Source organism: Bradyrhizobium sp. LB11.1, assembly GCF_040549385.1.
In the GTDB taxonomy this organism is placed as follows: domain Bacteria; phylum Pseudomonadota; class Alphaproteobacteria; order Rhizobiales; family Xanthobacteraceae; genus Bradyrhizobium.
Genome location: NZ_JBEPTH010000011.1, coordinates 213,700 through 240,281 on the forward strand (window position 1 = coordinate 213,700; position 26,582 = coordinate 240,281).

Here is a 26,582-nt window from a genome sequence, read left to right on the forward strand (position 1 = left end):
ATGTCTGACGGTTGATGCGAATTTGTAATCCTGCATTTTGTACTCGCAAGTCGTGGATTTGTTTCTTGTTAATTCTTGGGCCGAGCGGTCATCGTAGAGCTTTGGACTTATCGCCAGTGTCGGTCAGTAGAGACGAAAAAGAAATTTCCAACGCTTCGCAGGCGAGAATAAGTCGCCCGATGGAAATGCGATTTACGCCGCGCTCGTACTTCTGAAGCTGCTGAAATGACGTGCCGACCGCCGCGGCCAAGGTCTCCTGAGACATTCCTGCGCGTTGGCGCTGTGTCCGGAGATTTGCCGCGACACGGCGATCAATCAAAGTGGCACGCAGTGGCTGACTCATGCTCTCTTGACCCTCGATATGGTCGAAGGACTTACTTGAAATGCGCGGGCTATATGTGACTGTGGCTCGCCAGATAGTTTCCGGCCGAGCACCTCGCGGCGCTGTTCAAGCGTGAGCTTTGGCTTTCTGCCGAACTTGACGCCATTGGCACGGGCCCGTTCACGGCCAGCTCGGGTTCGCCTCATAATGTCATCCCACACCCTGTGGTCGAAATATCCTTGCAAAGCGGCGAACAATTCCGACAATCCATCGGTCGGCTTAATCCAAGGCTGGGCTAGGGACTTGCATACTGCACCTCTTTCCTCGATTTCGTGTAGCACTGAGAGCAACCGGAATGGTCCAATCCTGGTAAGCCGATCAAACGCCGGCACGATAACGACATCACCGCTCCTAATCTTTTTCAGAAGGCGATTGAACATGCGCCGGTCGTGCTTCATGCCGCTCTCTTTCTCGAAAAAGAGAACCTCGCAGCCAGCAGCCTTTAACTCATCTATCTGTATGTCCAGCTCTTGAGCCGGGGTGCTGACGCGCGCATAGCCGAAGACGGTCATATCACTATGCCTCCCTTGCAAATGTCCTGACTTTTGCAAGGCCTACGCGGGTGAGAAGCGGCAGCGGGAGCCTAAAAGCACTTTCGCGAGTCCTTTCAGTAATTTGCTTGGTTGACTCGATGACGGAGCGGGTTTTCATTCTCGAATTATTCTGCGCTTTGATCCTGCATTCGTAAATCAGGATTTTCGCTACCGTCCCACGCCGCTGATGAAGTCTTATGCACCACCCGGCGCATCAGCGCGGTACGAGGACATTCATGCGTTCTTCGAGATATTTTGCGTCCAGCCGCGGGCCGGCTGTTCCGAAATGGATTCCGACAATCGTCACGCTGCTCGCGCTCGGCAGCTCCGGCGCCTCAGCCGAGGCTCCCTGGGAGAAATGGCGCAAGCTTTCCGAGCGCGAAAAGACGTTTCTCAAGACCGTGTTTGCGGGCGATGAGGCCAAGGCCGATGAGTACGTCAAAGTCGCGGGCATCAACGTCAACTCACTGGCGGGCGAACCTCTCTCGGTCTGGTTCTATCGCATCGGGGCGGAGGACGGTCCCCGCACACCCTTCGTTCGGGATGTGAAGGTCCAGCGCATCGTCTTCGAACATTTCCGGCAGAACCCCAACCCGACCAATGTCGACGAGACCTACCTCGACCGATTCTGCAATTACGCACCGTTTCCGCCGATGGGGACCGACATCCAGGTGGAAACTGCGCAACGTCCGTACATGGAAACCATGGCGACCGGCTTTCAGTCGCTGTTGAGGTACGGACTGCGCGACAAGGTCCTGATCAATGCAATTTTTCAGGGTTGCATGAAGGCGCTCAGGCCTACGCAATACTTCTACCAGAACGTCCTGTCGCCAATGGTCAAGGCGGGAGCCGACATCAATGCGGGCGTGCCGCAGCGCCCCATCGAGGGCGCCATGGAAAGCTTCAACCCGGACCTGGTGGAAGGTCTGGTGCGCGACCGCGCCCAGGTCACGATGCCGGTGAAAGGCGGCTGTGCCGGTGCAGCCAACCTTTACGGCTATCTCTATGCCAACCTGCGCAGGTACGACCGCGAAAAGCTGCTCAGGATCGTCCGTGCGCTCACTGCGGGCGGCCTTTCGCCAACCGCGAAGGCGGCGGTGAGCTACAATGGCCAATGCCATAACAGCTCCTTGTACGACGTGGCCGTTGACGCGGGTGATCTCGATCTCGCGAGACAAATCAAAGAGGCGGGGGGCAGCGCGACCGCTGCGGCCGACGTTCCCGTGGCACCGGTTAAAATGGCCTCAACCCCAGCTACGACGACAGCGCCAACCCAAATCGGAAGCTGGAGCATTTCAACCGGCGCGGATGGTCGCCCCGTCGCGGCAACGACCGCAGTAAAGGCCGCAACCAGCGAAACCGGACCGTTGCAGGCCTTGCGGCTCGAATGCGTCGCAGGCGGCAGACTTGAATACGTGCCGGTGACGGCAAAGAGCGGCCCCGCGCGGGCGCTCTGGCTGAACGGCGCCGACGATAATCTCAACGAGCTGCGTCTCACCAATGGCCGGGCTGCGGGTGCCTTTGCCGCGAACCTGTCCAGGGAGTTCGGTACGTCCGAGGCGAACATCCGGCGCAACGGCACGGCCGACAATTGGGTCATGGAAATGACTGTCGATGATAGCAACTCGCCAATGTCCAACATGCAGATGAACGGGTTTTCACAGATGCGCAGTTACATGCTCGCGCACTGCAAGAGCTAACACAGGGGGACGAATAACATGCGCTATGCCTCGATAGGATTTCACATTCTGATGGTGTTGCTTCTGGTGCTCGCGTTCACGGGCGCGTTCTCGCCGCCTCGAACGGGCAACATGATGCAGGACAACGGCGCCACCATCATGCCGGCCATCGGCATTATCACCCTCTGGATCGTCGGTGCGATCGTCCTTCGCGTCGTGCGGCGGTTATCCAAATCCTGAGACTGGCATGAGCAAATTCAGAAACTGCCTTTGTCTGTTCGCGCTCGCGGGATTCCTGGCGGGGTGCGACCGCGCGGGTACGGAGGATCGCCTGAAAGCTGCCATGGACTTGATTGGCTCCCAGTACGGCTATGTTCTGCAGTACTATGATGTCTCGTACGAGACCGGCGGGGATGCCACGCTGAAGGCCACATCGAAAGGCAGGGGCTCGCGGGTCTTGTGGATGCGGGAGCCTGAGAAATGCAGGTTCGTGCTCGTGCAGCAACCCGAGAGCGCAGATATGAACGAGGCGTCTTTCGACTTCAACAAGCTGCGCAAGGCTGAAGTCTACACCACCATATCGGGCACCCGGCGCCTGGTGTATCTGACCGGCGAGGACAATGGCTACACGGTCCATACCCAAGGTTCTCGGGATCAGTCCGACAAAAAGGCGCCCATTGCCAATCTAGTGCCCGTGGAAGTGCCCGAGTTTCTTGAGCGTGTGACCGCGTTCCAGGAGAAAATGTGCGGGATCAAGCCGTAGTTGTGTTCGAGGGCAATAAAAGGGTTTCCGCACGGCTTTCGTTTGCCTGACAATTCGCGGGCCGAGGTTCCCTAACGCGAGAAGTGCATTGTTCGGTGCTTTGCCAAGCGGAGACACCTATCCGTCGCATCGGCGGCGTTGCAGGCGGCTCGCGTAAAGACTTTTTTTGTTGACCCGGAGCGTTCTCTCTTGGAGGCTTAGGGCGTGACCTTAAAGCTGGCCGCGCGGCTCTGCCTGAGGTTGACGTGGCTGGCGTTGATCCTGGTACGAGAATGTCTAGCCGTTTTTCTGCGGCTGCTTGAGTTCTTCCTTGCGGGCGTCCGAGCATCTACAACCCACGGCTCGGCGCGATGGTCGAGCGCCTGGGAAATCTTCCGAAGTGGGGCCCTCGGTCGATGCGGACTCATTGTCGGAAAGACCTGGGGACGCTTCATCCGCTATAAAGCCGAGGGATTTGTCCTGCTCTTCGCCCCCACGCGCACGGGCAAGGGTTATTCCGTGGTGATACCGAACCTGCTGGAGTATTCGGGCTCGATTATCGTGATCGATATCAAGGGCGAGAATCACGCGATCACTTCGCGCGCACGGTCGCTTCGTGGGCCGGTCTGGACCCTGAACGTCATGAACCCGGCACAATCGGACGGGTTCAACCCGCTGGACATGATCCAGGTCGGGACGTGGCATGAAGCCGACGATGCCAAGCAACTTGCCGATCTTCTTATTATTCCCACGTTTGATGGTGAGCACTGGGACGAAAAGGCCCGTGCCCTTCTCGGCACGATTCTCCTGTACGTGTGCCACAAGTATGCCGACCAGCCCGAACTCCGCACGCTGGCCCAGGTGAGAGCACTGGCCGCCCAGGACTGGCCCGGCCTTGAGGCATTGCTTCTGGACGCCATGAGCATGAAATCCATCAGCCTGCACGAGGAGGCCACGAGCCTCCTTTCCATGGAAAAGAGCGACGAGCTGAAATCGATCAAGTCTACGGTCGACAAGGCGACCGGCATCTGGTCGCTCGACAAGCCCGCCGGCATCGTCTCGTCCCGGTCGGATTTCCGGTTTGAGGACCTCAACCGGGGAGTCGCAACGGTCTACGTCATGGTACCCGAGGAAAAGCTTACCATCTACCGCGGCTTCCTGCGGGCGATCATCGGCTGCGCTCTCATCGCCATGACAAGGCAGAAGCAGCAGGTCCCGAAGAAGAAAACGTTGCTCCTGCTCGACGAGGCGGCGGCCCTTGGCCGACTCCAGCCGATTGAGGACGGGGTCGGCTTTCTTGCCACCTACATGAGAATGATCATGGTGTGGCAGGACCTCGACCAGTTGGAGCGAACCTACAGCCGGGCGCGTTCAATCGTCGCCAACGCCGGATGCAAGGTCGCCTTCAACGTCAGCGACATCGAAACCGCCCGCATGCTGGCGGACAGCATCGGCTACACCACGACACTCAGCCACTCGGCCGGCCGTTCAGAGTCGAACGTCAATACCTTTCGTGGCAATACGACGGAGGGCGTCAGCGAGGCTGCGCGCTATCTGGTCGATCCCGCCGAGATCATGCGCCTTCCCGACCGGTGCGCGGTCATCCTGATGCCGCGCCAGTTGCCGTACCCCATCCTGGCCCGCAAGGTGCGCTACTGGCTTGAGCGCCGCTGGCATTCTCTCTGGGACCGGTGGCGCATCGAGCTGCCGCACGCGAAGTCGCTGGCGCCCGTCACCGCGGACTAGCTCACGGGTGATGGCTTCCAGCAAGTAGCGCGAGCGAAAGTCCGAGTGACGGGCCTGTCTCTTGCCGAGAATCCCTTGCCAGATCGAGATCCCGGCGCTGATGCGTTGCAGGTGCCCGGCCAGGGTCTTCGGCGGCCCGCGAAAGAGGCCGTGCAAGGGCACGGCCAGTTGCCCGGGGCCCTTCGGCGGGTTGGCCTGTGACGCGATTTTTCGGGGTTTCCGGGCGCGGTGCAATTCGCGCACATAGGCCTTCTGCCAGGCCTCAAGGCGTGCTCGGGCCCACGCAGCATTGCCGAGAAGGATTGCGGCATTGCGCTCCGAGCGTTGCCCGCGGGGTCTGATGGTCCGCTTCGCGAACTCGATCGGTCGCCGCTGGCTCCTGCCGAGGTGGATTTCTGGTTCGCGGTCAAGCCGTGCGGCTGCTTGATGACTACGGTGCGACAAAGCCTCGGTTCGTTGCGCGGCCAGAGTCCGATGGTCGACACGAGCAGAGACCCCGACGCGTTCCAGCGCTCGATTCTGATGCTCGGCCCACAGAGCGCGCCACTCAACAAGCGCCTGGTCACTGTTCCATTCGCGGGTTTTCACCCCACGCAATCCCGACGGCGTGGCCTGGCGCAACGTCAGCAGAATGTGGGCGTGGTGATTGTGCGGATGGTCCCCTTTTTCATGCACCGGCGCGTGAATCGCGACATCGGCGACCATGCCACGGCTGACGAAGGCTTCCTGGACGAAGCTTAAAAGCAGTTTCTGCCGCTGGTCGGCATCAAGCTCATGCGGCAGCGCCAGATTGATTTCACGGGCGAGCTGGGCGTCTTTGCGGCCTTCCTGCCGCTCCACGTAATTCCATAATTTCTCGCGCTGGGTCAGGAAGGGCGCCGAGCCGGGCGGCGCCATCACCTCGGCATGAACGACGCCACGGCGCTGGCTGTAGTCGTGGAGCTGGTTGGTTTTATCATCTCGTATGCGCTCGCCTGCACGATACGCCGCAGCGGCAAGCACCGATCGCCCTTGCGACCGCCGGATGATCTGAACTGAGAAGTGATAACTCGCCACGCCGCCCCATTGAGCCAACACGAAATCGCTGTCAACTATTTCAGCGATTTGTCCGACGAAGTTCAGGCGGGTAGGGCTTGCGACCGCTCGTCAGGAACATGGGGCACGCGCACCTATGTCGGCGAAGCCGATGTATAAGTGCGCTATTCTGACTTTCTTGAATTGTCAGTCTTCTCGCAAGAAGCTTGCAATGATCGACAAGAAGAACACACCGTAGGCCACACCGCTCAGAATCTCGATCGAAACCATCAACCTCGCAAAGCTGCTGACCGGAAGGATATCACCGTAGCCAACCGTCGCGATGGTGACGATGCTGAAGTACATCCCAGTCCACACGGAATCTATCGCGGGATTGAACGCGGCCTTGTCGAAGTTAGTGGTGGCCCGGAAAATCACTGCAAACAAGTAGATCGTCAAAGCATACGAGAGAGCCACGTATCCGAGAGTATGCAGTTTTGAGGGATTGAACTTGGCCAAGATTTTCGGGAGCTGGAAAGAGACCCTTTCTTTGTATTCCGGAGCAAAAATGGCAATGGCAGCAAGGAGAGCTAGTAGCAATATAAACGCCCAGAGGGCGGCAATAAAAATCAACGCCAAAATCGATGTTCCAGGAGAACTCGCCAGCCATCCGACAAACGCCAGAAATGCCAAACCGATGAGTGCAATCACGACTTCGATTAACGTGCCCATGTCGTTGTTACCGAATTGACGCCAACATTGGTTGCCTATTCCTGAAATCATCTACCCACGTTATTTAGACGGTAGATTTCCGAGGACTTTGTCGCATCCTTAGCCATGCACCAAGCCACCAAGTTGATGGCATTGGACTTAGCGCTCTTGAAGGTCTCCCAGGTGCCAGCGCCAGCAAGCTCGCACGCGAGCTTCGACTCAAACTCCATGGTGCTAGTGCTCTGCAAATAGAAAGTCTTCCCATCCTGAGAAACGAAGAAGGCGAGCAGCAGCAAATATTTCATTGGCGATCGTCCTACCGATTGAATTGAAGGTTGCGCAGCGTCTGCTCAAGCTGTTGGGAGTCAAGCCGGCTCTTCGCCTCCGGAGATACACCCTGGGGCACTGCAGCGGGGGCAGCGCGGCGGGGTTGCCGGATGCGCGGCGCTGGCCGGAAAGGCGGATTGGCATTCTCTCTAAACGTCGTGAAGTTTTCAGACAGTGGAGGACCCTTTGTTTTGGGAGGCAGCGCCGGAAATTGGACGGCCTCGGGCGCAGGTTTCGGGTCGGGAGTAAAGGCGATCGACAGGATTTCATCGACCTCGTACCAGCCGCCGACGTTTCCGAAGTTTGTACCCAGCGGAAAATTGTAGGTGAAGTTACCCGCTCCATCGAGCCTGATTGTCAATTGGGCGCCGAAGGTCGGCTTGTCGAATGTAACCAGCCCATTGAGTTCATTTTGGTTCGCCGAGTCGATCAACCGGCGAAGCCAGTCGTGGATGCCGAAATCCTGAGCCAGTGCGTGAAGAGTGGATCGAGCATCGGTGCAGTCAATCGGCGGGAGCGCTGGATTCAGGAGGTCATGCCCGCTCACGTAGTAGGTCACAGCGCCGTTTTTCCAGGATTTGATATCCACGCCCGCGCCCGGACCCACAACGCTGAACGTATTGAAGTAAGTCTTTTTGTCGCTTGGCCCTTTTGTCGTTCCCGTCAGACCGGCACGGGCATTGAAGTCCGTATCGACCTTGGGCGTAAGCTGGATCGACATGCTCCAGTGTTCGGGAAATCTCGGCGGGAGGTACTGTCCCGGTGGCGGATCCTTGAATGCCGCCAAGGCATCCCTCAGCTCACACGTGGCGTGAAGCACAATGGCTTTCAGCGGAAGGCTGATGTCGGGCGCCATTGGTGGTGTCGCCACACAACCAAATGCGAGGGCGCAAATACCCACGCTCAACGCTGCTCTACGCCGCATCAGTGAGCCCCCGAGCCTGCTCTACCTTAAGGAGAGATTGGACGAGGGTAAAGCCGTTCTTTCAAACCGAGGTCTTGGGTTCACGCAGCCTGTCTTGACCATCCAGCGAGGCTATCGCTCGCGTCGATAGTCTTTCCTTCGGAGCCTACGTTCGTCTGCGGTATCTCTCTGCGGATCATTGGAAGGAGGCTCCGCGCCTTGTACTGCCCACCAGTCGCTTCGGGAGCGTTCGGCTTCGGACCTTGGGAGTCCGGACGCTCGGTGCGCTTTACTGGACACGCCCAGACTAAACCATTCACGCTCACGGGCGTCAGCCTCGATTGCCTCCCAATAGTCGGCCCGGGTTTCCCGGATTGATCGGTTATAGGCGGGACGCGACCGACCTTGGTCGAACTTCCGGTAATCGATCGTCCGACTTTTCGATCGGGCGCCGGTGCCGTTACGGTATTCGACGGTCTTCGATCGGATGCGGCGGTCGCGGATTTCCATCTCGCGGGCGCTCAGGCCTTCGTGGATGGTCGGTTGCCGGCTGATACCCTGGGCAGCCAGCGACCGGCGGTCGATACGTTCGGACCGGCCGGCACTCTCCAACGCCTCGTTTGCGCATCGCTCCCACAACTCGCGCAACCGTTCGGTCGAGCCCCGTTCGCTCATTCCGCAGACCCGCTTGCCGGTTTCGGGGTCCCGGTCCCGTATGACCAGGTGGACATGAGGATTGTGCCGGTCCTCGCCGTCGTCATGAAAGGCAGCGAGCCAGGACGCACGTCCGAGCGTGATCTGCTCGGCAAACTTCCGCACCAGCGCGGCGTGCTGCGAAGGGTTGAGCTCGCGCGGCAATGCCAGCAGGACCTTGTCGACGAGTCTCGCGTTGGCGCGGTCGGCGTCCTCCTCGCGGCGAATCCAGGATCGCGCCCGGGCCGACTGAGCGGGCATGCGCCCGGCCAGAACCCGGGTACAGGCTGATCGTCTCGTGATGTAGCGAAGGTGGGCGGCAGCGGTGTGAGGCCGTGCCTGCGTGGATTTGCCGATTGCCGCGTGATGCAAACTGTAGATTGCCACGACGCAACTCGAACTGGAGTGCGCGGGTTTCGGAACGAAACCCATAAGTGCGCACTCACGGTATCGCCGAGGCTAGCAGGCCGCCCGGATTGGCGCAATCGCCTCAACCGGCAGGGAAGGCAGGCGGCCCCTGGCCCGGCGATACCGCACGCGCCGGAAGGAGCACCCCGCCCGGCGGAGCCGCAGCGGGGTGAACCGACGGCGCGTCAAGACGGCCGCTACAGGGCCGGATTCGTGGCGAGGGGGCAAGAGGGAAAAGGCGAGACCGCGGAAGCCGGAGTACGGCTTAGGCGTGAGTTTAGAGGTGGACTACTGATCGCACTGCTGGTTGCTCATACCCTTGCCGATAAACCGCTGGCGGGCGTCGGCATCTGCGGCCAGATCAGGGGTCGACAACCGCGGGCAGGCGTGAAGGGCATCCTGAATGCCGGCATAGGAAGTCAGATAGAGCCGAACCCGTGCGCATTTCCTTTCCTTTGGTTCCAGCTCGTACCCTGCCAAACCATACTTCTTGAGGTCGTCTGCGGACTGCCGGGCTTGCTCTCGTTCTTGGAGAGCTCTTTGAAGTCTCGGCGCCCAAACCGTTTCACATCCCGGTGCCCCGATGGACATTGGGTTGGACAGACCGCTGTTAGCCGTCGGCTTTCCGGCAATGGCAATCTGAGCCCGCGCGGGTTGTTGATTAGCCGCTGGTACGGCCGCTCGATCTGCCGGACTCTGATCAACACTTCCACCGGTTGGCCTGTTTGGCTGTTGCGCGAGCGTTAGGGCGGAGTTCTTCACAAAGCCCAGACCCTTCCCCGCCACAGCAACCGCCGACCACTCCCTGTCCTCACTGTTCGTTACGACAATCCGAGCGCCTTTCGTCAACGACTTGACCAACGGTGCGGACGTGCTGGTGCTCGCCCGAACGTTCAGACTGCTTTCGAGCACTACGGTTTGACCATTGGCGGGAGCGGCAAGGACCTTGGGAGGTGGTGTCACTCTCTGAGTTTGTCCGGCAGGTTTCACCGCGCCTGTGGCCGCTTCTCCCGGCAGATTGGCTCGTGGGGCTAACGACGCCTCTTGCTGAATCCCGCGACCACAATGAGGGAAGACCTTGCGTACCCTATCAACAGATCCGAACGGAACCGCCAAGAGCCGCTGTCCATTCGCCGCGAAGGTCAACGCAGCGGACCCTGCCATCACGTTAAGTTGGGCATTGTCAGGGAACATGAAACAGACAGGAGCTCCTTCACCGTTCCCACAAGAGCCTTTGAGATTGATCGCTTTACCCTCGTTCGTCGTAACGGCGAAGTCTAACGCCTGCTCCTTTGATAGCTCCCCCGTTGGCGTCTTGTCGCCCGTGAGTTCTCCAACAAAGGCGCCGGAGATAGAGAACAAGGGTTTGTCTTGGCAGCGAAAAGAAACCATGTAAACGAACGGCCCATCACTGCCAGACCAAACCGGATCACCCGGCTCGGTGCTGATCGTTGCAGCCCGACCGGCGTATTCCCAGCGATCTGCCAGGACATCCTTTGTTGTTCCAGAAGTGATTTCCGGCTTCGCAAACTTATCCGTCGCTGCTTTCGGAACGCATTGAGCGAGCGCGTTTTGTGTTGCCGATTTAAAGCCGCGAAAATCGACCGCATAGCTTTGTCTGGTTCGGAAACTGATGAAGCCGACAACTCCACTACCAGGGCCTAGCTGCTCCGCAACGTCGTTCAGATGCAGATAAAATTGTACGACTGCGTCACCCGTTGCGCTCGCTCCGAGAAGAGGATCGATCGAATACAAAGCAAGGTCGATTTCAGCTTCAGGTGAGCTTGCGTCGTCGCCAATGCCAAGCTTCTTAACTACCCGACCATTTGGCCAAAGGGTAATTGCCAAACTCATCTGCGAGCCGTCACAGGACAGCGAGATTTCTTTGACATCGGGATGCGTTGGCAAGCTCAAGACAGCAGCGGACCGTCCGTTTGCTGTCGCCACCCGCCAGCCTATCGGCGCTATATCGCGCACTGACGGCGGCGGCGCGATAACTGCGTTCTGTCTCACCACAGGACTAGATAACTTGTCGTTGGATTCGTAAGAATTGCTGAACCGGTTACCCAGTTGAGAAAACATGCCGGCGCCTGTCCCCTGGAGCAGAGGAAATAAAATCGCCATGCCGCCGACCATGAGCAGGAATACGCTCAGGTCGATCATCCACCGCCGCATTGCCCCATCCCCCTAGCAGCGCGCTCAACTATCGGCGACGTTCGCGTTCCTCGATCTCAAGCCGCCTCTCTTCCCATTCGGCGGTATTGCGCCCGGTCCGTGCATCGACCTCCGGCAGACCGACATACGGAATGCTGCGCGTAGACGCTTCAACCCGCCACCAAGCATCGCTGCTGTCAATTTGATGCTTTCTCTCGCCAGTTGGCTGAGGCTGTTGCTCAAGCATGTCGTGGCGTGACGGGCTTTGGTCTTGCTGATGAACCTCTTTTCTCCCAGAACGATACCACTCCGGATCCGACTTTTCCTCAGGGGAGTGCCGTTGAGAGCGATCGGTTGAGTCGTTGCTTTCTCTCTCAAGCTGGAGGGGCGCCATTCTGCCGTGATGCTCTCTGCTACGAACCTCGTAGGTGACATCACAATATTCTTTCTCATTCTGCAGAGACTCGCGCGCCGCAGCTTGTTCATGCGCAGGAAGCTCGCGAGCCCGCACAGACTTTAGATACAACTGCTCGTATCGCCCTAGGACAACCTGTTTGTCGTCTCGCGATTTGAGCAACGCGCGCAGATGACTTGCCTGCGCCAGTGCCTGTTTACGGTCATCCGGGTTGAATGGACCTCCCCGCAATCTGCCCAATTTCGTCGGATCGAATTCAAGTCGATCGAGAGTTTCGTCAAGTTCAGCTCGTGTCTGACGCAACAGCGAGCCACCCATTTCAGGATTGCGGAAAACGAGTTCGCTTGTTTTCCGGATGTCGTCGTCGAGCTGGTTTATCTCGCGCTCGACCTTCTCCGTCTGAAGTCTCGCGTATTGGTCGAACTGATCAATACCCCATTCAGGTGTGTTGATGCGTTGCATGATTTGCCTTATGATGCTGGCATAAGATGAAGTCGTTTAAGCGCTTTCTGAGAATTTTAGATTCCGTTGTATCGGCTTTGGAGTATTGGCTGTCGGTTTTTGAAGACATCGTCCTCCTGCCAATCGCATATTTCGAAATGAAAAGGCGGTCTTACTTCGATTTGCCGATGAAATTACGTTTCTCATTGATGCGGTTCGGTCTTAGCAAGCCTTATGATCCGAAGCTCCACCATAACATTCTAAAGAAGCGCAGGGCCAAAATCGAGTACGACGCGCTGGAATTTTTGCAGAAGCCGGATTCCCGGACCAAACATTAAGAGACCCCGGAATTATCCGGGGCCCCAAACGCTATCATTTTGGCCTACCGGTCGTAGGCATAAATCCCGGTATCGAGCCAAAGCCGCACGAATTCGGCACCGGCTGCCACCAAGGATGCGAAGAACATCTTTGGCAGCAGGTCTACGACGCTGCCGATGCCCGGGTCGGCGAGAACCCTTGGCAGGGTGTCCCACCACGCCAAGGCAAGGCAAGTCAGCATGGACGCGGTCACTGCCGTACAGGCATGGCGGATCTGGTTTCTCCGTGAGCTATCGGCAACGATCGAACGGACGCGATTATCAACGCTTTCGCGAAGCCTCGCGGCCAATGCGGTCAAGGTCATGTATTCTCCCACGAGAAACAGGGACAAACGGGATGGATGTCGCTTCGGTCTCGTGGAAGCCTATGATTCAGACTGCCGGTCGGAACTGACGGGGTGGCACGGCTCACCGCGCCCTGGTCAGGCCGGCGTACACCTGGCGGGTTGCAATCAGGGGTTAAATAGCCGATTTTCCATCTTTGGGCGCAGTTTGGGGGCAGGTATCCGGTATGGGACCAAAAGGGTTAGGGCCGCTCGATCCCGTCAACATTGTTGTTGGGCTCGGCAAATTTCTGCGCAACCAGGCCGCCCGACGGCAAATGGAAACGCGGGCGGAAGCTGAACGCCAGCGGCAGGACCAGCAGATTGCCAATCCGCCTACCGTTCACGGCTCGGCCCGCTGGGCGACTCCCGAAGAGGTCGCCGCGGCTGGTTTCCTCAAAAGCGAGGCCGCATTCGATAACGAGAGCAGCTTGCTGCTTGGAGCCATGTCAGGTGAAGCAGGCGACGCACGCGGCTGGCTTTACTGGGATGGCGAAGGCCACTTGCTTACGGTTGCGCCTACGCGATCCGGCAAGAGCACCATGCTCATCATCGCCAACCTGCTGCGTTACCACGGCTCCGCCGTCGTCCTCGACCCCAAGGGAGAACTGTTCGAGAAAACCTCAGCTTGGCGCAAAGCCAACGTCGGACCGGTATTCCGCATCAGCCCGTTTGAGCCAAAAACAGATGGCTTTAATCCGCTATCGACCATTGCAACGCCGAACGATGCCCGCGTGCTCGCGGAGCTGATGATCCAATCAGATCCAAAGGCGTCTGACTTTTTCAAGAAGGACGCCGTTGCCTATTTGACCGCCTTGCTCCTTTTCGTGGTCAACGAGGGCCCGCCTGAGCGGCGCAACATGGCGGAGGTCCGACGGATGTCCGCAAGTCCGCCCGCAGTATTTGGCGAGATTCTCGAACGGATGCAGCAGTCCAAGATTCCGGCCGTTGCAAATGCTGCCAACGTGGTTGCTACAAAATCCCAGGATCGAGGCATTCCGGTACTTCGTGAAACGCTTAACACGGATTTGGGCATTTTCGATGACCCGGGAATAGCGGCGGCAACCGGCAGTTCGGACGTAGATTTTGCAAAGCTGAAAGATGAAGAGGCAACAGTTTATATTACTGTTCCGTTCGACAACATCGATGCTTACGCGTCATTCCTCAAAGTCGTCGCCACATGCGCGCTAAATGCAATGGTTCAAAACAAGCGCCTCCCCAAGTATCGGGTACTGTTCCTGCTCGACGAGTTTCTTTCGCTGGGGCCGTTCAAGAAATTCCAGGATGCGATTCTTACCCACGCAGGCGCCGGGGTCCGCCTTTGGTTCTTCTTGCAGAACCTCGCGAAACTCGAAGAACACTATCCGACGTCCTGGAAGTCCTTCTTCGACGCGACGGTCAAGATATTCTTCGGAACGGACGAGACTTTCACGGGCAAACTGATTTCTGAATTCCTTGGCGATCGCACGGTTGCCTATCGCTCCAGCTCGCTGTCGGCCGGCTTGTCGCGCAACGCAGGTGACAGGTGGACTTCTCAGGACCCGAGCGAATCCCTTACAGTCAACGTCAGCGTCAACATTGCGGGCCGACCGCTACTGACCCCGCCGGAAGTAGTTCGTCTCCTTGCGCCGGTCCTGCCAGATAAGACGCGGCATTCGATTATCACCATCCCACAGGTTCATCCGATTCAGGGGCGACTGGTGCCTTACTTTATCGGCAATAAAGTTTTGGCCCGGATTGGAGAGGCGAAGTAAGCATGGCGCAGTACGCCGCAGCTTCCGACACCGAACTGGATACCGATCGCCTGCCTGGCTTGATGGGCTCGATGTTGGGCTGGTGGCTCATACTCGTATTGAGCACCTGGGTGGGGGTCGCGTTGGGTGCCGCGTTTATCGCCTGTGCAGCCTTCTTTTCCACAGCGCTAACTGCCGGACTCGCCCTGTTCGTTTGGATTCCTGTCTTCGCCGCGATTATTGCCATCGCGGGAGTAATAATTGTGTTCGGGGCGGTTATCGTGCCGCTTGCCGCGACCCTATCCGCCTATTGGAAGCTTCGCTATTCGCGAGCTTTCGCCGTTGGAGATTGGGCCCTCGTCGGGCTTCCGGCCGATCACCCGCTGACACAGATCTTGCAGGACCAGTCAACAAGGCTCGGGCTACCTAAGTGTCCGTCGACGATGACAATCGCCGATACCGCAAACGCTTTCGCTATCCGGGCCTCAAACGAAGTGAGCATCGTCGCGATTGGCGAGCCCTTTCTTCAACACTTAAATCGGGAGGAAGTCGAATTTATCTCAGGCCACGAGCTAGGCCATATTGTTTCCGGCGATGCCCAGCGCATGACGTTTGCCATTGGGTTCCAAGAATTTCTTACGTTTTTCCTTGTTTTCAATGGACTGAAAAGACTCGCTCGTTGCACGCTTGCTATCGTAGCGGAATTGGTGATCAGGGCTCACTCACGGCGTCGTGAATATTTCGCTGACGCCATAGGAGCGGCCTTGACCAGTAAAGAAGCTGCCATCTCGGCGCTTAGGAAGATACATGCCGCGGATTTTGAGCATTCTCGCAAGGAAATGCTTCATTCAGAACAGATGTTCATCGGCGTTGGACGGCTGTTCAAAACCCATCCGACGCTGGAGAAGAGAGTTCGAGCGCTGGAGACAGAAGAATATCTTTCGAAGCTGCCCTTCAGGACCAAGCGTCCGTCTATCGACCAAGGCGTAGCGCATCATGAGGCCGACGCGGCCTTTCGAACGGGCATCTAAGGCAGACAGGGCTTGCAATGCGAAACGTGTATTCAATCCCTGGCCGGTGTTCGCCGGGGGCTGCGCCCCCGGACCCCCGCTAAGAGTGCAGGCGAAGCTGGGCGGTCCGGCAATGCCGGACTTCCAGCTCGATCCCGACGTAGTCGCGCCGGGCTGCGCTCGCCGCGACCAGCGTCGAGCCCGACCCGCAGAACGGGTCGAGCACGACGCCGCCGGGCTGGCAGAACGTGTCGATGAACGGCCGCAAGACTGAAACCGGCTTTTGCGTCGGATGAAGCCTGTTGCCTGTGTAGGACCAGTCGATCACATCGGACAGCGGCGTTGCGGGCAACGCCGCATCGCCCTTGGCGAGCAGGTAGGCCTGCTCGTGCTGGCTCTTCAGGAAGCGGACCGACGAGGCGTAGGCCTTGGGGAAGACCAGGTGGCCCACGATCCGGAAACCCGCCTTGCGCCAGGCGTGCATGAACAGGTCGACCTTGTTCCAGCCGTAGAAGCTGATGCAGAACGAGCCGTCCTTCAGGACCCGGTGCATTTCCCGGAATGCCGGCTCCAGCCAGTCGGGGTTGTTGTCGTTCGCGACGGTCTGGCCGTCGCGCGCGTGATAGTTCACGAGGTAGGGCGGGTCGGTGAGGATGAAATCCACCGAACCGGGAGCCATCTGGCGCATGACCTCGGTGCAGTCGCCGTTGACGACGCGGTTACGGAATGGATTGGCAAGGAGGCTCATTACTGAGCCCCTTGCATCAACGGTTCGGCTTTCCAGTCGATAAAGCTACTGCACAGCGCGAACCAATCGGTCTTGCCAAGTCCGTCGGCAAAGTAGATCGCTTCGGCCTTGCGGATGGCTTCCGCCCGGCCGCCGGCTTCAACCACGATGTGCCATTCATCGTGATCGAAACCGGTTACCAGGAACCGTTGCCGGGTGACGGCGCTCATCGCGCCGCCTCCGGCTTGTCGTTGGTCTTGGCGGTGCGAACGACCAGTCGGCCGTTCAGGGGCATCGCCGTCAGGGTGATGTTGTAGCCTTCGCCGTCCTCGTGGGCCCAAGCGGCGCCGATTTTCGTCCAGAAGGCCGAGTCGCCTTCACCTTCCACCACGAAAACTGAGTGGGTGGGGCGGCTCTTTTGAGTGCGTGTCATTTTGGATTTCTCCCGTTGGTTTTCCGGCCACGCCAATCGCGGCCGTCGGGAGTTCAAAAGGCCGGACGGTTTCAGCGGGCACGCAAGGAGGCTCCGACCGAGGGACCCTCCGGGAAACGGTTGGATGCCTTGCGGGAACGCGCCGTTGGCCTAACTATCCGACGAACTTCTGGCCGCGTTTGCGCAGTGGCCGGGCAACGGGAGTGACAGGACGGCACGAGAGTCGGCCAACCGAGCTACTCGCGTGGGGGTAGGATGTCAGGCCGGATTCAACTAAGATGGCGTGCGGGCGTTTGCGGAAGGCTGCCATACCCCGATGGAGAATGCCTCATGCCGAAGAACATCGTCGTTTATTCCGACGGGACAGGTCAGGACGGGGGCGTTCGCCCAGAGCAGCGCATCAGCAACGTTTATAAGATGTACAGATCGTCCCATGTGCATCCGGACAACGCGATGGATCCCACCGAACAGGTTTGCTTTTATGATCCTGGCTTGGGTACGGACAGCGGAGCAAGCGGCCTCACCGGTGTCATGCGCAAGATTGACAAGCTGCTTCAGTCGGTAACCGGTCGCGGCATCACCAAAAACATGGCCGACTGCTACGAGTTCATTATCAATCACTATGAGGATGGCGACAGGATTTACCTAATTGGCTTCAGTCGTGGCGCATACACCGTCCGCGGCCTTGCCAACACGATCATGCTGTGTGGCATTCCGACAAAGGCCGAGAACGGTTCGCTGCTGCGCTACCGCAAGCAGGTCCATGATATCGCGAGGGAAGCAGTTGAAACCGTCTATGAGCATGGTGCTGGACATGCGCGCGCCGACTATGAGACGGAGCGTGATGAACAGGCCCGGAGGTTCCGCGCAAAGTACGGTTGCAATTTTGTCGGTGAGGATGCCGACAAGGACAGGTCCAACGCGGCGGCCTACTTTGTTGGTGTCTTTGATACAGTCGCGGCGCTCGGCGCGAGCGGCATGCGCAGGTTTTTGATACAGACGGGCTTGACGGTTCTCTTTGGCGGAGTCGCCAGTTTGGCGTCCGCCGTACTCGCAATTTTGCCGTCGCTGGTCGCAAAATACTATCTTGGTTTCGGCTTCTGGTGGCCGGAGCTTGCGATAAGTGCCGCTCTGGTCATTCTGGCGGTTGTTTGGTTTCTGTATCGGCAGCGCGCGCAATACACGAAGACGATCTACGATTTTCCTACCAAGGGTGAAAAACGCTCCCATCAGGCCGAGTGGAAGTCGGAGAACTTCGATCGTCTCCTATCGAGATATGTCGGCACGGCGCGGTCGGCCAACGCCATCGACGAAAGGCGGAAGGATTTTGACCGCGTAACGTGGGGGCAGCCGGACAGTACGCAACTGTCGCAATGCTGGTTTGCGGGCAATCATTCCGACATCGGCGGCAGCTATCCGGAGACGGAGTCACGGCTGTCTGATATCTCGCTACAGTGGATGCTGGAAGAGACCCTTAGGCTGGACCATCCAATCAAATTCGGACCGGTAACTGTCAACGGTGAAGCTGTTGCAGGTACCGGCACCGCCGGAACGCCTTTGAACCTCTACCCCGATGGTAGGAGCGTGCAGCACAGCGAGATCGCAGGTACGCGAGATGCGATTGATGCATTCAGAGAGCGATTGCCCCGCATCCTTCGAGGCCTTCTCGCTCACGCCAACTACGAAATCATAAAGCGATCTATTCTGCCCCAGGCGAACGTTCATCCGACGGTGAAGGACAGGTTTGCGCTGAAGGTGGTTATTGACTGCGCGAAAGATACAGTCGGCGACTACCGCCCGGAAGCGCTTCGTGAGCACGTGGATTTCAAACAATTTTATCCCGATCCGCCGGCGGACGCACCGCCGGCAGGCAGAAGCGAAGAACCAACGCTTCCAACGGACTTTCTCCCGTAAGAGAGTGCTCCTTTTTCGTAATATTGGCGGGTTTACTACATGACTTTGAGGCGTGGCTTAGTTTTGGAGGGCGGCGGCGCAAAAGGTGCTTGGCAATTCGGTGTGCTGAAGGCGCTTGCTGAACGCGGTCTGAAATTTGATGCGGTTTCCGGGACGTCGGTCGGAGCATTGAACAGCGCGATTTGGTGCGCAAATCGGATTGATCTCGGCGAGAGATTATGGAATGAGATGAGCCTTTCGCACGTTTTTCTGCAACGTCCTTGGCTAATTCCCGTTCTTGTTGTTGGCGGTCTAGCGCAGCTCTACCTTGCTTTTCTCAATAGTTTCATTCCGCCGGACGACGCGTTGCCAAAACCCCTCGAATGGTTCTTCTCTGCACTAACCGTGCTTCCAATGTTCATCGCAATGGTGTTGGTGTTTGGAGAGGGGTTGCGCGGCGACCATTGGGTTGGAATGTTGGTGGTAGTTCCAGCGGCCGTCGTGTTATTGGGATTCACATTTTTTAACAGGACTACGATACGCCTCCAGATGTTGTTAGGATTGGCGCTTCTAGCTGGTCAGATGATCGCCACAGATCTTTGGGGCCCAGAACATGAGTTTATTGGCCTTTGGTATTTCTGGGTAGCTCTCGCGCCAGTGTTCTTCTTGGGCTTGGCGTTCCTTATGAGATTCGTGAACCTGAGCTACTTCTCCCCAAAGCCGCTCACAAAAACGATCGAACTCGTCCTGAACTCCGGCCTCAATATACCGTTGTTTGCAACAGCCGCTCGTGAAGTTTTCTCGTATCTCGATCCAGATAATGTTGAATACGTCAAAGAAGACGAAAATTCCGAATATCGCTACCCGCTCTGGCTTTCTACAATGGCAGCAGAGTACAGCCGTATCGACAACATGTCCCTCGTTGAAGCGCGCGAAGGACTGCTCGCGAGCAGTGCGTTGCCATTCGGCATTGTCCCCGCGCGTAGGGACAACAAGCACCGTCGGCTGGTCGACGGAGGGATGGCTGATAACCTTCCATGGTTTCCGTTTATCGAGATGTTTCCTTGCGATGAAATTATCATTATTAAATGCGGGAAGTCGGATGCGTGGGACGATCAGGCTTCAAGGCAACTTTGGCAAATCAAGTGCCGGCTGACTCGTGTGTTAGAAGCAAAAGTTCGCTTACCGCCAGTGACAGAGCCGACGGTCGTACACAATGACCCGCCCATCGAGATCCCGTATCAGGTGCCCAGTCACTGGCCAAGCAAAGTGACCATCATTGCCCCCTCCGAAGACTTGGGAACGTTCAGGACCGGGACTTTGAATTTCTCGAACAAAAGTACGACCAAATGGATGAACGCTGGTTATGAAATGGCAAGAACGGTGCCGCTTTAGGGGTACGAGCTTGGGATCGGATTTTTATTTGTTAGAGCATATTCAGGGAATACGCCGCGCGCCCGAAGCGCGCGGCAAATTTTTCCGCAAAAGAAGCCGGGCCGCGAAGCGGCCCGGCTCGCAGGATGGCCTGACGATTATGCGGCCAGCGCCTCGCGGTCGCCGCGTTGCGGCAACCGCAGCACCTTCGGCAACCAGCCCTTGTCCGCCAGCAACCGCTCGGCAGCTTCGGCCATGGCAGGCTTTTTCAGGTCGGCCAGTTGCTTCGCGGCCTGTTCGGATACGCCTTCGCGCACCGCCTCGACGATGACCGCCTTGGTCACTTGGCCTAGATAGTTGGCAGCGGTGGGCTGCCAATGCCCGGCCATGTCCAGCGAGACCGCCTCGGCCAGCGTGTCGGCGTGTTTCAGGGTAGGGGATGACGTTCCACCCGGCCGCACGACCGCATCAATCGTCAGCGCCGCGCAATGCGCCAGCAGGGACATCAACTGCTCTTGCGCGAACCCTTGCAATACGTCCCAGAGGTCTTGCACATCATCCGGCAGGGACAACGCCAGTGCCGCTTGCCGGTCGCTGCACGCCCGGCCAAGGGGGCTTTCGTCGATGCCCGGCGCAACGCTCGACAGGTACACGGTACGCGCGGTGACCTCAAAGCACGATATCCGGTTGCCGAAATAGAACGTCGAAGCCACCAGCGCATGCACCACCGCGACGAACGCCACGTCCGGACGGTTGGCCACCGCCTCACGTAGCGCCGCCGTGCGGTGCGCGGTGAGTTGGGCCACCAGCTTTTCCGGCAGGGCTGGGGAAGCCTCGCGGCTTTCGGACGACGCTTCTCCTTCGCTTTCGCTGCGAACAGCCGAAACCGGAGCCTCGTCAGCCTTGCGGATGAAACTGCGCTCCACCCGCAAGCCACCATCGAAGCCAAGCGACACGAACGCGCCGCCCGCCGCGATGTCCGCCGGGTCGTAGACCGGCTCGCCTTTCAAAGCCTCAATCGCGGCCTCAAGCTCATTGAGCCGGGATTGCATCGCCTCGGTCATTTCCTCGTTCTCGGCGACCGCGACAAGCTCGTCATATTCCAAGCCCAGCTTCTCAATCCTGCGCTGGTTCTTGGCGCTGAGGTCCGGCTCGGTCGGATAGACCCGGCGCATGTCGCTGGTCGCCCGGTGGTCAAACTCGGGCGTGACCATCACCCACGCCCAGCCTTCGCCGCGAACGCGCTCGGCTTCGCCCTCCAGCTTGCGCAGCACGAGCTTGTCCAGCAACGCCGCATCGGCAAAGTAGCCGCCGTTCTCGTCGTCGAACAAATCCCGGGTGATGATGCCACCGGCACCGGTGTAGTCGTCGGCACCGACGAACCGGGCCCGGCGGTCAGTCGCCGCGACCTGGCCCTCGGTCAGTGCCCGGCGAATGGCATCAGCGTCCTTGTCCCAGCCAAGGCCCTGCCAGACCTCCTGTTGCCGGGCATGGTCGTCGGTGATGGTGAAGGCCATCAACTGCTCAAGGTTCATGTCGCCCCCGCGATACAATGCCATCAGCACCGGGCTGACCGCGCCGAGCTTGAGCCGCTGGCGTACCACCGCCGGGGTAACGCCGAACCGCGCCGCGATGTCGTCCGCCGCCATGCCCTTGTCGTTGTGCAGCAACGCAAAGGCCGCATATTCGTCGGCGGGGTGCATCGCTGACCGGATGACGTTCTCGGCCAGACTGATTTCATGCGCGTCATGCTCGGTATCGAGCACGCACCGGATGAGGTCGGTTTTCTTGATTTGCCTGCGCTTGGCCCGCAGCAACTGCGCCAACCTGCGGCCTTCGCCGATGGTGACGAAATAAAAGCCGGTCTCGCGGCCTTCGCCATCACACTCCGGCTCGACAACGAGGTTTTGCAACATGCCGTTGGCGGCAATGCTGGCGGCCAAGCCCTCGATTTCCGCCGCCGTGTGTTCGACCTTGCGAACATTGCGAGGGGATTTCTTGAGCATGTTCAGCGGCACGAAAATTTCGCTGCCGCTCTTGGTTTGGATTTTCTTGGTCATCTTCATTTCCTTTCGGGTTGAGGTTTCAGCGCAAAAAGCGCGCTGAACCTCTGCCCGTCGGCGAGACCGGGGAGGCAAGTGCAAGGGCGGACGCAGCCGTGGGGTATCGCCCGGTCTGCACAAGCGAAGCGCGGAAGACTGGGGAGACGGCTGCGGCCGAGCGCTCTTGCGCGACCCCTTGCCATGCGCCAGGGGCGGCGCCCCTTAGCTCTTTCTTGCGCGAGGGATCGTTACCGAAGGCCGGGACCTCGGCCCGGCGCGCTTGCGCGTAGAGCCCGGTCAGATCTCCTGACGCGCTATGCCCATTTATGTTTTCCTTGGGCTTTATGATCCATCGAAGTAAGCTGCTCCAATGAACAAGCTGGCTGAATTCATCTCCACCCACCGCGAGCGGTTTGGTGACGTTGATACCAACATCTTCGCGTTCGCGTGGGGGAAGGTAACCAGACGCCTGGAATTTCTGGCAATCATCGAAGCGCGATATCTCGAAGCAAGCGCCGCGTTTATTGCAAACACAGAAGCGGGACGAAAACTGACGAAACCGGGCACCCATCCGGTCACGCCGGAGCAGCATGCGCTGCAAAAGGCGGCGTTGCCTATCGTCACCGATCTCCATCTGCAAATCGAATCTTACTATCTGTTCGCGAAAATCGTCCTCGATGACATCGCGCGGGCCTTCGAGCACTATTTTCGGTCCGGCACGCGGATTGGCGCTTGACTCACACGACGACTTCTCGCGCCGGTTGTCCGACTATGCTGTGGCAAAGGGGCTGACGATTTCCAAGGAGTTGCTGGACGCCGTCGCTGATTTGCGACAGCGCATTAGCGACGTGAGAGACCAGAAAGTCTCGCATGAGAAAAGTCCGCGGACGATGCAGGGAACATCCTGGTCGGCTGGTGGCGGCGCCAGCATCGTGATGCTTCGGCTATATCCGCGAGAAACAGATCCTCAGCAATTTAATTCGGAAGAACTGCCTTCTCTGAGGAAGGCGATCGATAACTACCTCGACCTCGTGGTGGCGTGTGTTGCGGCGAATGAAGCCAAGACCGCACTAACGCTCGATAACAAATAAGTGCCACCGTAGCTACCGACGTCGCCCGACAATTGTCTTGTAGATGGGCATTCCATGATTCTCGTAGCCGCTGTGGGCGAAGAAACGGAGAGAGACCAACCAGTGCTCTGTATCGCCGACGCGTATCGGCTCGATGTGGATACAGTGTAGATGTCCTTTGGATAATGGCGGAGGAGGATCTTGCCGCGGTACGCCGACGTAATAGGGAACATATGGGTACTTTCCCAAAATTAGTGCCGGCAGATCCATGGCGTCAAAACCAAGCAGCCCCAAATGGGCTACCGCCTGGCAGTAGGAGATACGGGCAATTCCCCTCGCGAACGCCGTGTAGTTTATCGTCCCAGTGGCCCGAACCTGCTCCCGCCCCATTTCGGCGGTCTTCTGCATGCTCTCCGGTATCCACCAATAGGCGTGAGCTTGCATGATCTCGAAATTGTGGGTTGGACCCTGGTTGAGCAAGATGCCTGGCAGATTCCAAACCGGCATTATCAGGAAATAGGGGTGTTCTTTCGGGGCGAACGTGCGGACCTCCTCCGTGCCGTCAGCCTTGAGGATTGTGGCGGCCAATTCCGTAGGACGCTGCTTCGGCCGGCGTGATTTCATACCAACGTGAGCGCGGTATTCGTGGAATATCTGCCGGGCGAGATAGCCATCCAAGTAACTCGTTACCTTCTCGCATTCCCCACAACTCGCGGCCTCGATGACCGCCTTTCCGCCTAACGAAAAGGGGATGATGTGCTCGTCCTTCAGCGGGCCAGTAGAGCCGCAATAAATACACCGGCCGCACCCCGGAAACGTTTGTCCCTGAATATCCACTATTTTTCTTGACCCTTTCGGCTCTTCGTCGCCTGCTTTCTAAGGGTTATGACCAGTTCCGGTATGGGCATCGTGGCGAAGTGCTCATCAGGTTTGATCTGATTTCCAGTGCTCCACCGAAACCAAGAAAGTGCTTTTTCAAGGTCAACAAAAAGGGTGGTGCGACGTTTCAACTCGGCGAGAGTAAGAGGCTCCTTGCGCTTAAGCATGTCAGTGCCGTAGGGCATTATTTTCATCTCTCCCCCGTTGAAGTTCGCCAGCATCCCGTGAGCTGCCTCGTTGCGAAGGGCGGACATCTTGGTGGTATAGTTCAGCAATAACCTCCAGTCTCCCAACGTCGCTTCATCTTTGATATTCGCCTTGATAGCAGCGTCGGCCATCTTCAATCGGCTGTCGAAGCCGATGATGCAGAACCAAACGCTTCTGGCGACTGTGAACCGGTTAGGATTCTCAGACTTTGCTACAAGCTGTTGGACAAAAAGTTCGTGGACTGTCTCTTCGGCCATCGCCCATGCCATGAGGCACTCACCGACAGCGTGAACAATCAGGACATTCTGAACGGGCAGACTTGGATTAGTTTGAGGCGTCTCTGGCATAGGCTGCCCCGCGAGTTGAAAGACTTGCCCATATCACCTTTCCCGTGTGCACAATAGGGATCTGGCATGGCTGCTGCTCGTGGGGATACAGTGCGTCGAGGGTAAATTGCAATCAGAGGAAAACCCCACACCGTTTCCGATGTGGGGCAAATAGCCCTGCACCTTGCGGGTCATCAGCTCTCAACGGACTTCGACCATCTCCAAGCGCTGGAGGATGGTTTCCCTTGCCGCGCCAGCGTGCCTCGCCGCTGCTCCGGGAAGAATCGCACAGAGCTACTTCCGTGGTTCAGGCTCGGTTAGGGGATAGTCTCCTTACGCTCGCGGATTACGAGCCGCCCGCTGACGGGTAGGGCGGTCAGTTCGACGTTGAACCCCTTCCCGTCGTCGTGGGGCCAGACCCCGCCGACCTTGGTCCAGAACGCGCTCTCGCCTTCACCGGTCACGACATAGGCTTCGTGACTCGGCTTCTTCGCTTTGGTCGCCATCGTATTCTCCCATTGAGTGACGCCGCAGGGGCATAACCATCCGGGAGACAAAAACGTTATCTGCCGGACATGCCGGCAAGCGGTTGGGGGGTAGTTTAGCAGCAGACGGCGCACACACGAATATCCTGCCAAAATCGGAGCTCACCGATGGGGTAGTTCCGACACACTTTGCCTGACAAAAAAAGATGGCCGTCGAAGGCGGCGCACGGTTCGCACCTTCTATCGGTGCTCTTGCGAACCGGGCAGAGACCAACGGCTCGTCCCGAGACCGGTTAACCAGGCAGCCGCAGGAGTATCAGCATAACGCCGCCGTAGGCGGAATGCGGGACCGACTGCTCCGGCGAAATGAGTTTGTGATGGCAGCGAAAGCCTACACGTTAATACCGAACGAGCGGTGTGCTTCCAGTGAGTAGAACCAGAGCGGGGATTGCGGAAGATTATTGTGATCGAATTGGCTGATTGCGTCGTCAATCGCTTTCTGCTTGAACGGGATATGCATCGCAAAGACCGTGCCGCTTGCAATACGCCGGGAAAATGCTGGAGGCCACAGCTCACTCAAAAGCGCAGGTCTGAAAATCGATGAGAATCCTGTGTACGTCGCGATGATCGGAATTTTGCAGTGGTCAACAGCATATTCGATCTCGAAGGGCACCCAATCCGTATCAAAGCGGGTTGTGGGTCCAATGATGAGAACCATGTTCCGCGAATTATTTAGACGCTCCATCAGACTTCGGCGAAGAGTCTCTTTCGTGCTGGAGTCGCGGACTGCCGCCACCTTGTCGTGGCTATTTATAAACTGGAATTCGATATCGTCGTGCTCATGCCAAGCTTTGAGCATGCGGTAATATCGGATGTCCGACGCAGTTGGATCGGTTGTGCCACCCGCGTGAAATGCGATGTATGTGCCGTTCCGGTAGGCCACTATCGTTTACTCCAGTCGCGTTTGATCTCGCGGATATCAAGCAGATCGAAACAGGCCTCCGGGACAATGATATTGATTTGATTTGGCAAGCCGGCGTTGCGACCAAAATCGACCAACGCGAGCACGATCAGTCGCAAGAGATGCTGGGGTTCGATATTGACACTTGAGCGCCCGTTCCCAATCAAGGGCAACGAGATCGGAGCGCCATTGCCGAAATTTCGGACCGAATGCAGTGCTCCTTTGAGCGCATCCCACAACAGAGGAACGGTCGAGGAGGCTTTCGCGGTCGTCAGATCGGTGCGAGACATCGCGACCAGGAAAACACGATGGGGGCCGTTCGAAATAATCGCGGTCGTCCCTATCGGGTATTGGAGAATAGGTTTGATCGTTCGGTCCGTCTTCTTCGCCGGGATTCCTTGCAGCGCAATATCGACATCGCGACGAAATTTGGAGGAGTCCCCATTGAATATGCGCTCAATAATTTTGCCGTGTAACGACTCTTTTGAAACAACGTGACTGAGCTGGTCCCGGTTGTCTGAACAGCATCTCCGCATCGATAAGTGGAGGCTCTGCCGGGGTTAGGCTGCCGTGCGGAGCGGCAGCGGGGTGAA

At 58.0% G+C, this 26,582-nt stretch carries 28 protein-coding genes and 1 pseudogene; 10 read left to right on the plus strand and 19 right to left on the minus strand.

Annotated features, from left to right (window positions below; genetic code table 11):
- Positions 1–88: 88 nt before the first annotated feature.
- Complete coding sequence (locus ABIA96_RS26730; protein WP_354140023.1) at positions 89–343, minus strand: helix-turn-helix domain-containing protein; 255 nt, start codon at positions 341–343, stop codon at positions 89–91.
- Positions 340–894 carry a recombinase family protein gene (locus tag ABIA96_RS26735; RefSeq protein WP_354140024.1) on the minus strand — a complete coding sequence of 185 codons (555 nt, stop codon included), beginning with the start codon at positions 892–894 and terminating at the stop codon, positions 340–342. The genes ABIA96_RS26730 and ABIA96_RS26735 overlap by 4 nt, the downstream gene beginning before the upstream one ends.
- 218 nt (positions 895–1,112) lie before the next feature.
- On the opposite strand from ABIA96_RS26735, the gene ABIA96_RS26740 reads away from it, so the two are divergent.
- The 4 genes from ABIA96_RS26740 (at position 1,113) to ABIA96_RS26755 (ending at position 5,082) form a co-directional block, all read left to right on the plus strand.
- Entirely contained in the window at positions 1,113–2,615 is a 1,503-nt protein-coding gene (locus tag ABIA96_RS26740; protein ID WP_354140025.1) for a hypothetical protein, read from the plus strand.
- A gap of 18 nt (positions 2,616–2,633) precedes the next feature.
- Positions 2,634–2,834: a hypothetical protein gene (locus ABIA96_RS26745; RefSeq protein ID WP_354140026.1), complete on the plus strand. Its 201-nt coding sequence runs from the start codon at positions 2,634–2,636 to the stop codon at positions 2,832–2,834.
- A gap of 7 nt (positions 2,835–2,841) precedes the next feature.
- The gene (locus tag ABIA96_RS26750) at positions 2,842–3,357 is read left to right on the plus strand and encodes a hypothetical protein (RefSeq protein ID WP_354140027.1); all 516 of its coding nucleotides are present in this window, start codon (positions 2,842–2,844) and stop codon (positions 3,355–3,357) included.
- 204 nt (positions 3,358–3,561) lie between these two features.
- Positions 3,562–5,082, plus strand: coding sequence for a type IV secretory system conjugative DNA transfer family protein (locus ABIA96_RS26755; protein ID WP_354140028.1), 1,521 nt, complete (start codon positions 3,562–3,564; stop codon positions 5,080–5,082).
- Between the two features lie 453 nt (positions 5,083–5,535).
- On the opposite strand, the pseudogene mobQ reads toward ABIA96_RS26755, so the two are convergent.
- The 8 genes and pseudogenes from mobQ to ABIA96_RS26795 all read right to left on the minus strand — a co-directional run.
- Positions 5,536–6,159, minus strand: a pseudogene (gene mobQ, locus ABIA96_RS26760) (MobQ family relaxase); the annotation flags it as partial.
- A 144-nt stretch (positions 6,160–6,303) separates the two neighbouring features.
- A complete protein-coding gene (locus ABIA96_RS26765; RefSeq protein ID WP_354140029.1) occupies positions 6,304–6,828 on the minus strand; it encodes an ion channel in 525 nt (174 codons plus the stop codon).
- A 47-nt stretch (positions 6,829–6,875) separates the two neighbouring features.
- Positions 6,876–7,112 carry a hypothetical protein gene (locus tag ABIA96_RS26770; RefSeq protein WP_354140030.1) on the minus strand — a complete coding sequence of 79 codons (237 nt, stop codon included), beginning with the start codon at positions 7,110–7,112 and terminating at the stop codon, positions 6,876–6,878.
- 11 nt (positions 7,113–7,123) lie between these two features.
- Positions 7,124–7,990 carry a hypothetical protein gene (locus ABIA96_RS26775; RefSeq protein ID WP_354140031.1) on the minus strand — a complete coding sequence of 289 codons (867 nt, stop codon included), beginning with the start codon at positions 7,988–7,990 and terminating at the stop codon, positions 7,124–7,126.
- A 180-nt stretch (positions 7,991–8,170) separates the two neighbouring features.
- Complete coding sequence (locus tag ABIA96_RS26780; protein WP_354140032.1) at positions 8,171–9,118, minus strand: MobA/MobL family protein; 948 nt, start codon at positions 9,116–9,118, stop codon at positions 8,171–8,173.
- A gap of 309 nt (positions 9,119–9,427) precedes the next feature.
- A complete protein-coding gene (locus ABIA96_RS26785) occupies positions 9,428–11,302 on the minus strand; it encodes an SH3 domain-containing protein (protein ID WP_354140033.1) in 1,875 nt (624 codons plus the stop codon).
- Positions 11,303–11,342: 40 nt separating this feature from the next.
- Positions 11,343–12,170 (minus strand): hypothetical protein, encoded by an 828-nt coding sequence (locus ABIA96_RS26790; RefSeq protein ID WP_354140034.1) that lies wholly within the window; start codon positions 12,168–12,170, stop codon positions 11,343–11,345.
- 361 nt (positions 12,171–12,531) lie between these two features.
- Positions 12,532–12,831 (minus strand): hypothetical protein, encoded by a 300-nt coding sequence (locus tag ABIA96_RS26795; protein WP_354140035.1) that lies wholly within the window; start codon positions 12,829–12,831, stop codon positions 12,532–12,534.
- A gap of 206 nt (positions 12,832–13,037) precedes the next feature.
- Between ABIA96_RS26795 and ABIA96_RS26800 the strand changes: the two genes are divergently transcribed.
- Together ABIA96_RS26800 and ABIA96_RS26805 are read left to right on the plus strand one after the other, a co-directional pair.
- Positions 13,038–14,603 carry a type IV secretory system conjugative DNA transfer family protein gene (locus tag ABIA96_RS26800; protein WP_354140036.1) on the plus strand — a complete coding sequence of 522 codons (1,566 nt, stop codon included), beginning with the start codon at positions 13,038–13,040 and terminating at the stop codon, positions 14,601–14,603.
- Positions 14,604–14,605: 2 nt separating this feature from the next.
- A complete protein-coding gene (locus ABIA96_RS26805) occupies positions 14,606–15,613 on the plus strand; it encodes a M48 family metalloprotease (RefSeq protein WP_354140037.1) in 1,008 nt (335 codons plus the stop codon).
- A gap of 79 nt (positions 15,614–15,692) precedes the next feature.
- On the opposite strand, the gene ABIA96_RS26810 is transcribed toward ABIA96_RS26805, so the two are convergent.
- From ABIA96_RS26810 to ABIA96_RS26820, 3 genes are read right to left on the minus strand one after another with little or no spacing between them, the layout of a single operon-like run.
- Positions 15,693–16,340, minus strand: a complete 648-nt coding sequence (locus tag ABIA96_RS26810; RefSeq protein ID WP_354140038.1) for a DNA methyltransferase — start codon at positions 16,338–16,340, stop codon at positions 15,693–15,695.
- The gene (locus tag ABIA96_RS26815) at positions 16,340–16,549 is read right to left on the minus strand and encodes a hypothetical protein (RefSeq protein WP_354140039.1); all 210 of its coding nucleotides are present in this window, start codon (positions 16,547–16,549) and stop codon (positions 16,340–16,342) included. Before ABIA96_RS26815 ends, ABIA96_RS26810 begins: the two co-directional genes overlap by 1 nt.
- Complete coding sequence (locus ABIA96_RS26820) at positions 16,546–16,752, minus strand: hypothetical protein (RefSeq protein ID WP_354140040.1); 207 nt, start codon at positions 16,750–16,752, stop codon at positions 16,546–16,548. The genes ABIA96_RS26815 and ABIA96_RS26820 overlap by 4 nt, the downstream gene beginning before the upstream one ends.
- A gap of 330 nt (positions 16,753–17,082) precedes the next feature.
- Here ABIA96_RS26820 and ABIA96_RS26825 point away from each other — a divergent pair, with 330 nt between their 5' ends.
- Positions 17,083–18,666, plus strand: a complete 1,584-nt coding sequence (locus ABIA96_RS26825) for a T6SS phospholipase effector Tle1-like catalytic domain-containing protein (protein WP_354140041.1) — start codon at positions 17,083–17,085, stop codon at positions 18,664–18,666.
- Between the two features lie 39 nt (positions 18,667–18,705).
- The gene (locus ABIA96_RS26830; protein WP_354140042.1) at positions 18,706–20,040 is read left to right on the plus strand and encodes a patatin-like phospholipase family protein; all 1,335 of its coding nucleotides are present in this window, start codon (positions 18,706–18,708) and stop codon (positions 20,038–20,040) included.
- 137 nt (positions 20,041–20,177) lie between these two features.
- Here the strand turns inward: ABIA96_RS26830 and ABIA96_RS26835 are convergent, their stop codons facing one another.
- Complete coding sequence (locus tag ABIA96_RS26835) at positions 20,178–22,079, minus strand: ParB/RepB/Spo0J family partition protein (protein ID WP_354140043.1); 1,902 nt, start codon at positions 22,077–22,079, stop codon at positions 20,178–20,180.
- 352 nt (positions 22,080–22,431) lie between these two features.
- On the opposite strand from ABIA96_RS26835, the gene ABIA96_RS26840 reads away from it, so the two are divergent.
- Entirely contained in the window at positions 22,432–22,797 is a 366-nt protein-coding gene (locus ABIA96_RS26840; protein ID WP_354140044.1) for a hypothetical protein, read from the plus strand.
- Between the two features lie 25 nt (positions 22,798–22,822).
- The gene (locus tag ABIA96_RS26845) at positions 22,823–23,152 is read left to right on the plus strand and encodes a hypothetical protein (protein ID WP_354140045.1); all 330 of its coding nucleotides are present in this window, start codon (positions 22,823–22,825) and stop codon (positions 23,150–23,152) included.
- Positions 23,153–23,164: 12 nt separating this feature from the next.
- Here ABIA96_RS26845 and ABIA96_RS26850 read toward each other — a convergent pair whose 3' ends face one another.
- The 5 genes from ABIA96_RS26850 to ABIA96_RS26870 all read right to left on the minus strand — a co-directional run bounded on the left by ABIA96_RS26850 (position 23,165) and on the right by ABIA96_RS26870 (position 26,525).
- Positions 23,165–23,968: an HNH endonuclease gene (locus ABIA96_RS26850; protein WP_354140046.1), complete on the minus strand. Its 804-nt coding sequence runs from the start codon at positions 23,966–23,968 to the stop codon at positions 23,165–23,167.
- Positions 23,968–24,486 (minus strand): hypothetical protein, encoded by a 519-nt coding sequence (locus ABIA96_RS26855; protein ID WP_354140047.1) that lies wholly within the window; start codon positions 24,484–24,486, stop codon positions 23,968–23,970. Before ABIA96_RS26855 ends, ABIA96_RS26850 begins: the two co-directional genes overlap by 1 nt.
- A 374-nt stretch (positions 24,487–24,860) precedes the next feature.
- Positions 24,861–25,049 carry a hypothetical protein gene (locus ABIA96_RS26860; RefSeq protein ID WP_354140048.1) on the minus strand — a complete coding sequence of 63 codons (189 nt, stop codon included), beginning with the start codon at positions 25,047–25,049 and terminating at the stop codon, positions 24,861–24,863.
- Between the two features lie 370 nt (positions 25,050–25,419).
- Positions 25,420–25,971 (minus strand): TIR domain-containing protein, encoded by a 552-nt coding sequence (locus ABIA96_RS26865; protein WP_354140049.1) that lies wholly within the window; start codon positions 25,969–25,971, stop codon positions 25,420–25,422.
- Positions 25,971–26,525, minus strand: coding sequence for a macro domain-containing protein (locus ABIA96_RS26870; protein WP_354140050.1), 555 nt, complete (start codon positions 26,523–26,525; stop codon positions 25,971–25,973). Before ABIA96_RS26870 ends, ABIA96_RS26865 begins: the two co-directional genes overlap by 1 nt.
- Positions 26,526–26,582: the final 57 nt, after the last annotated feature.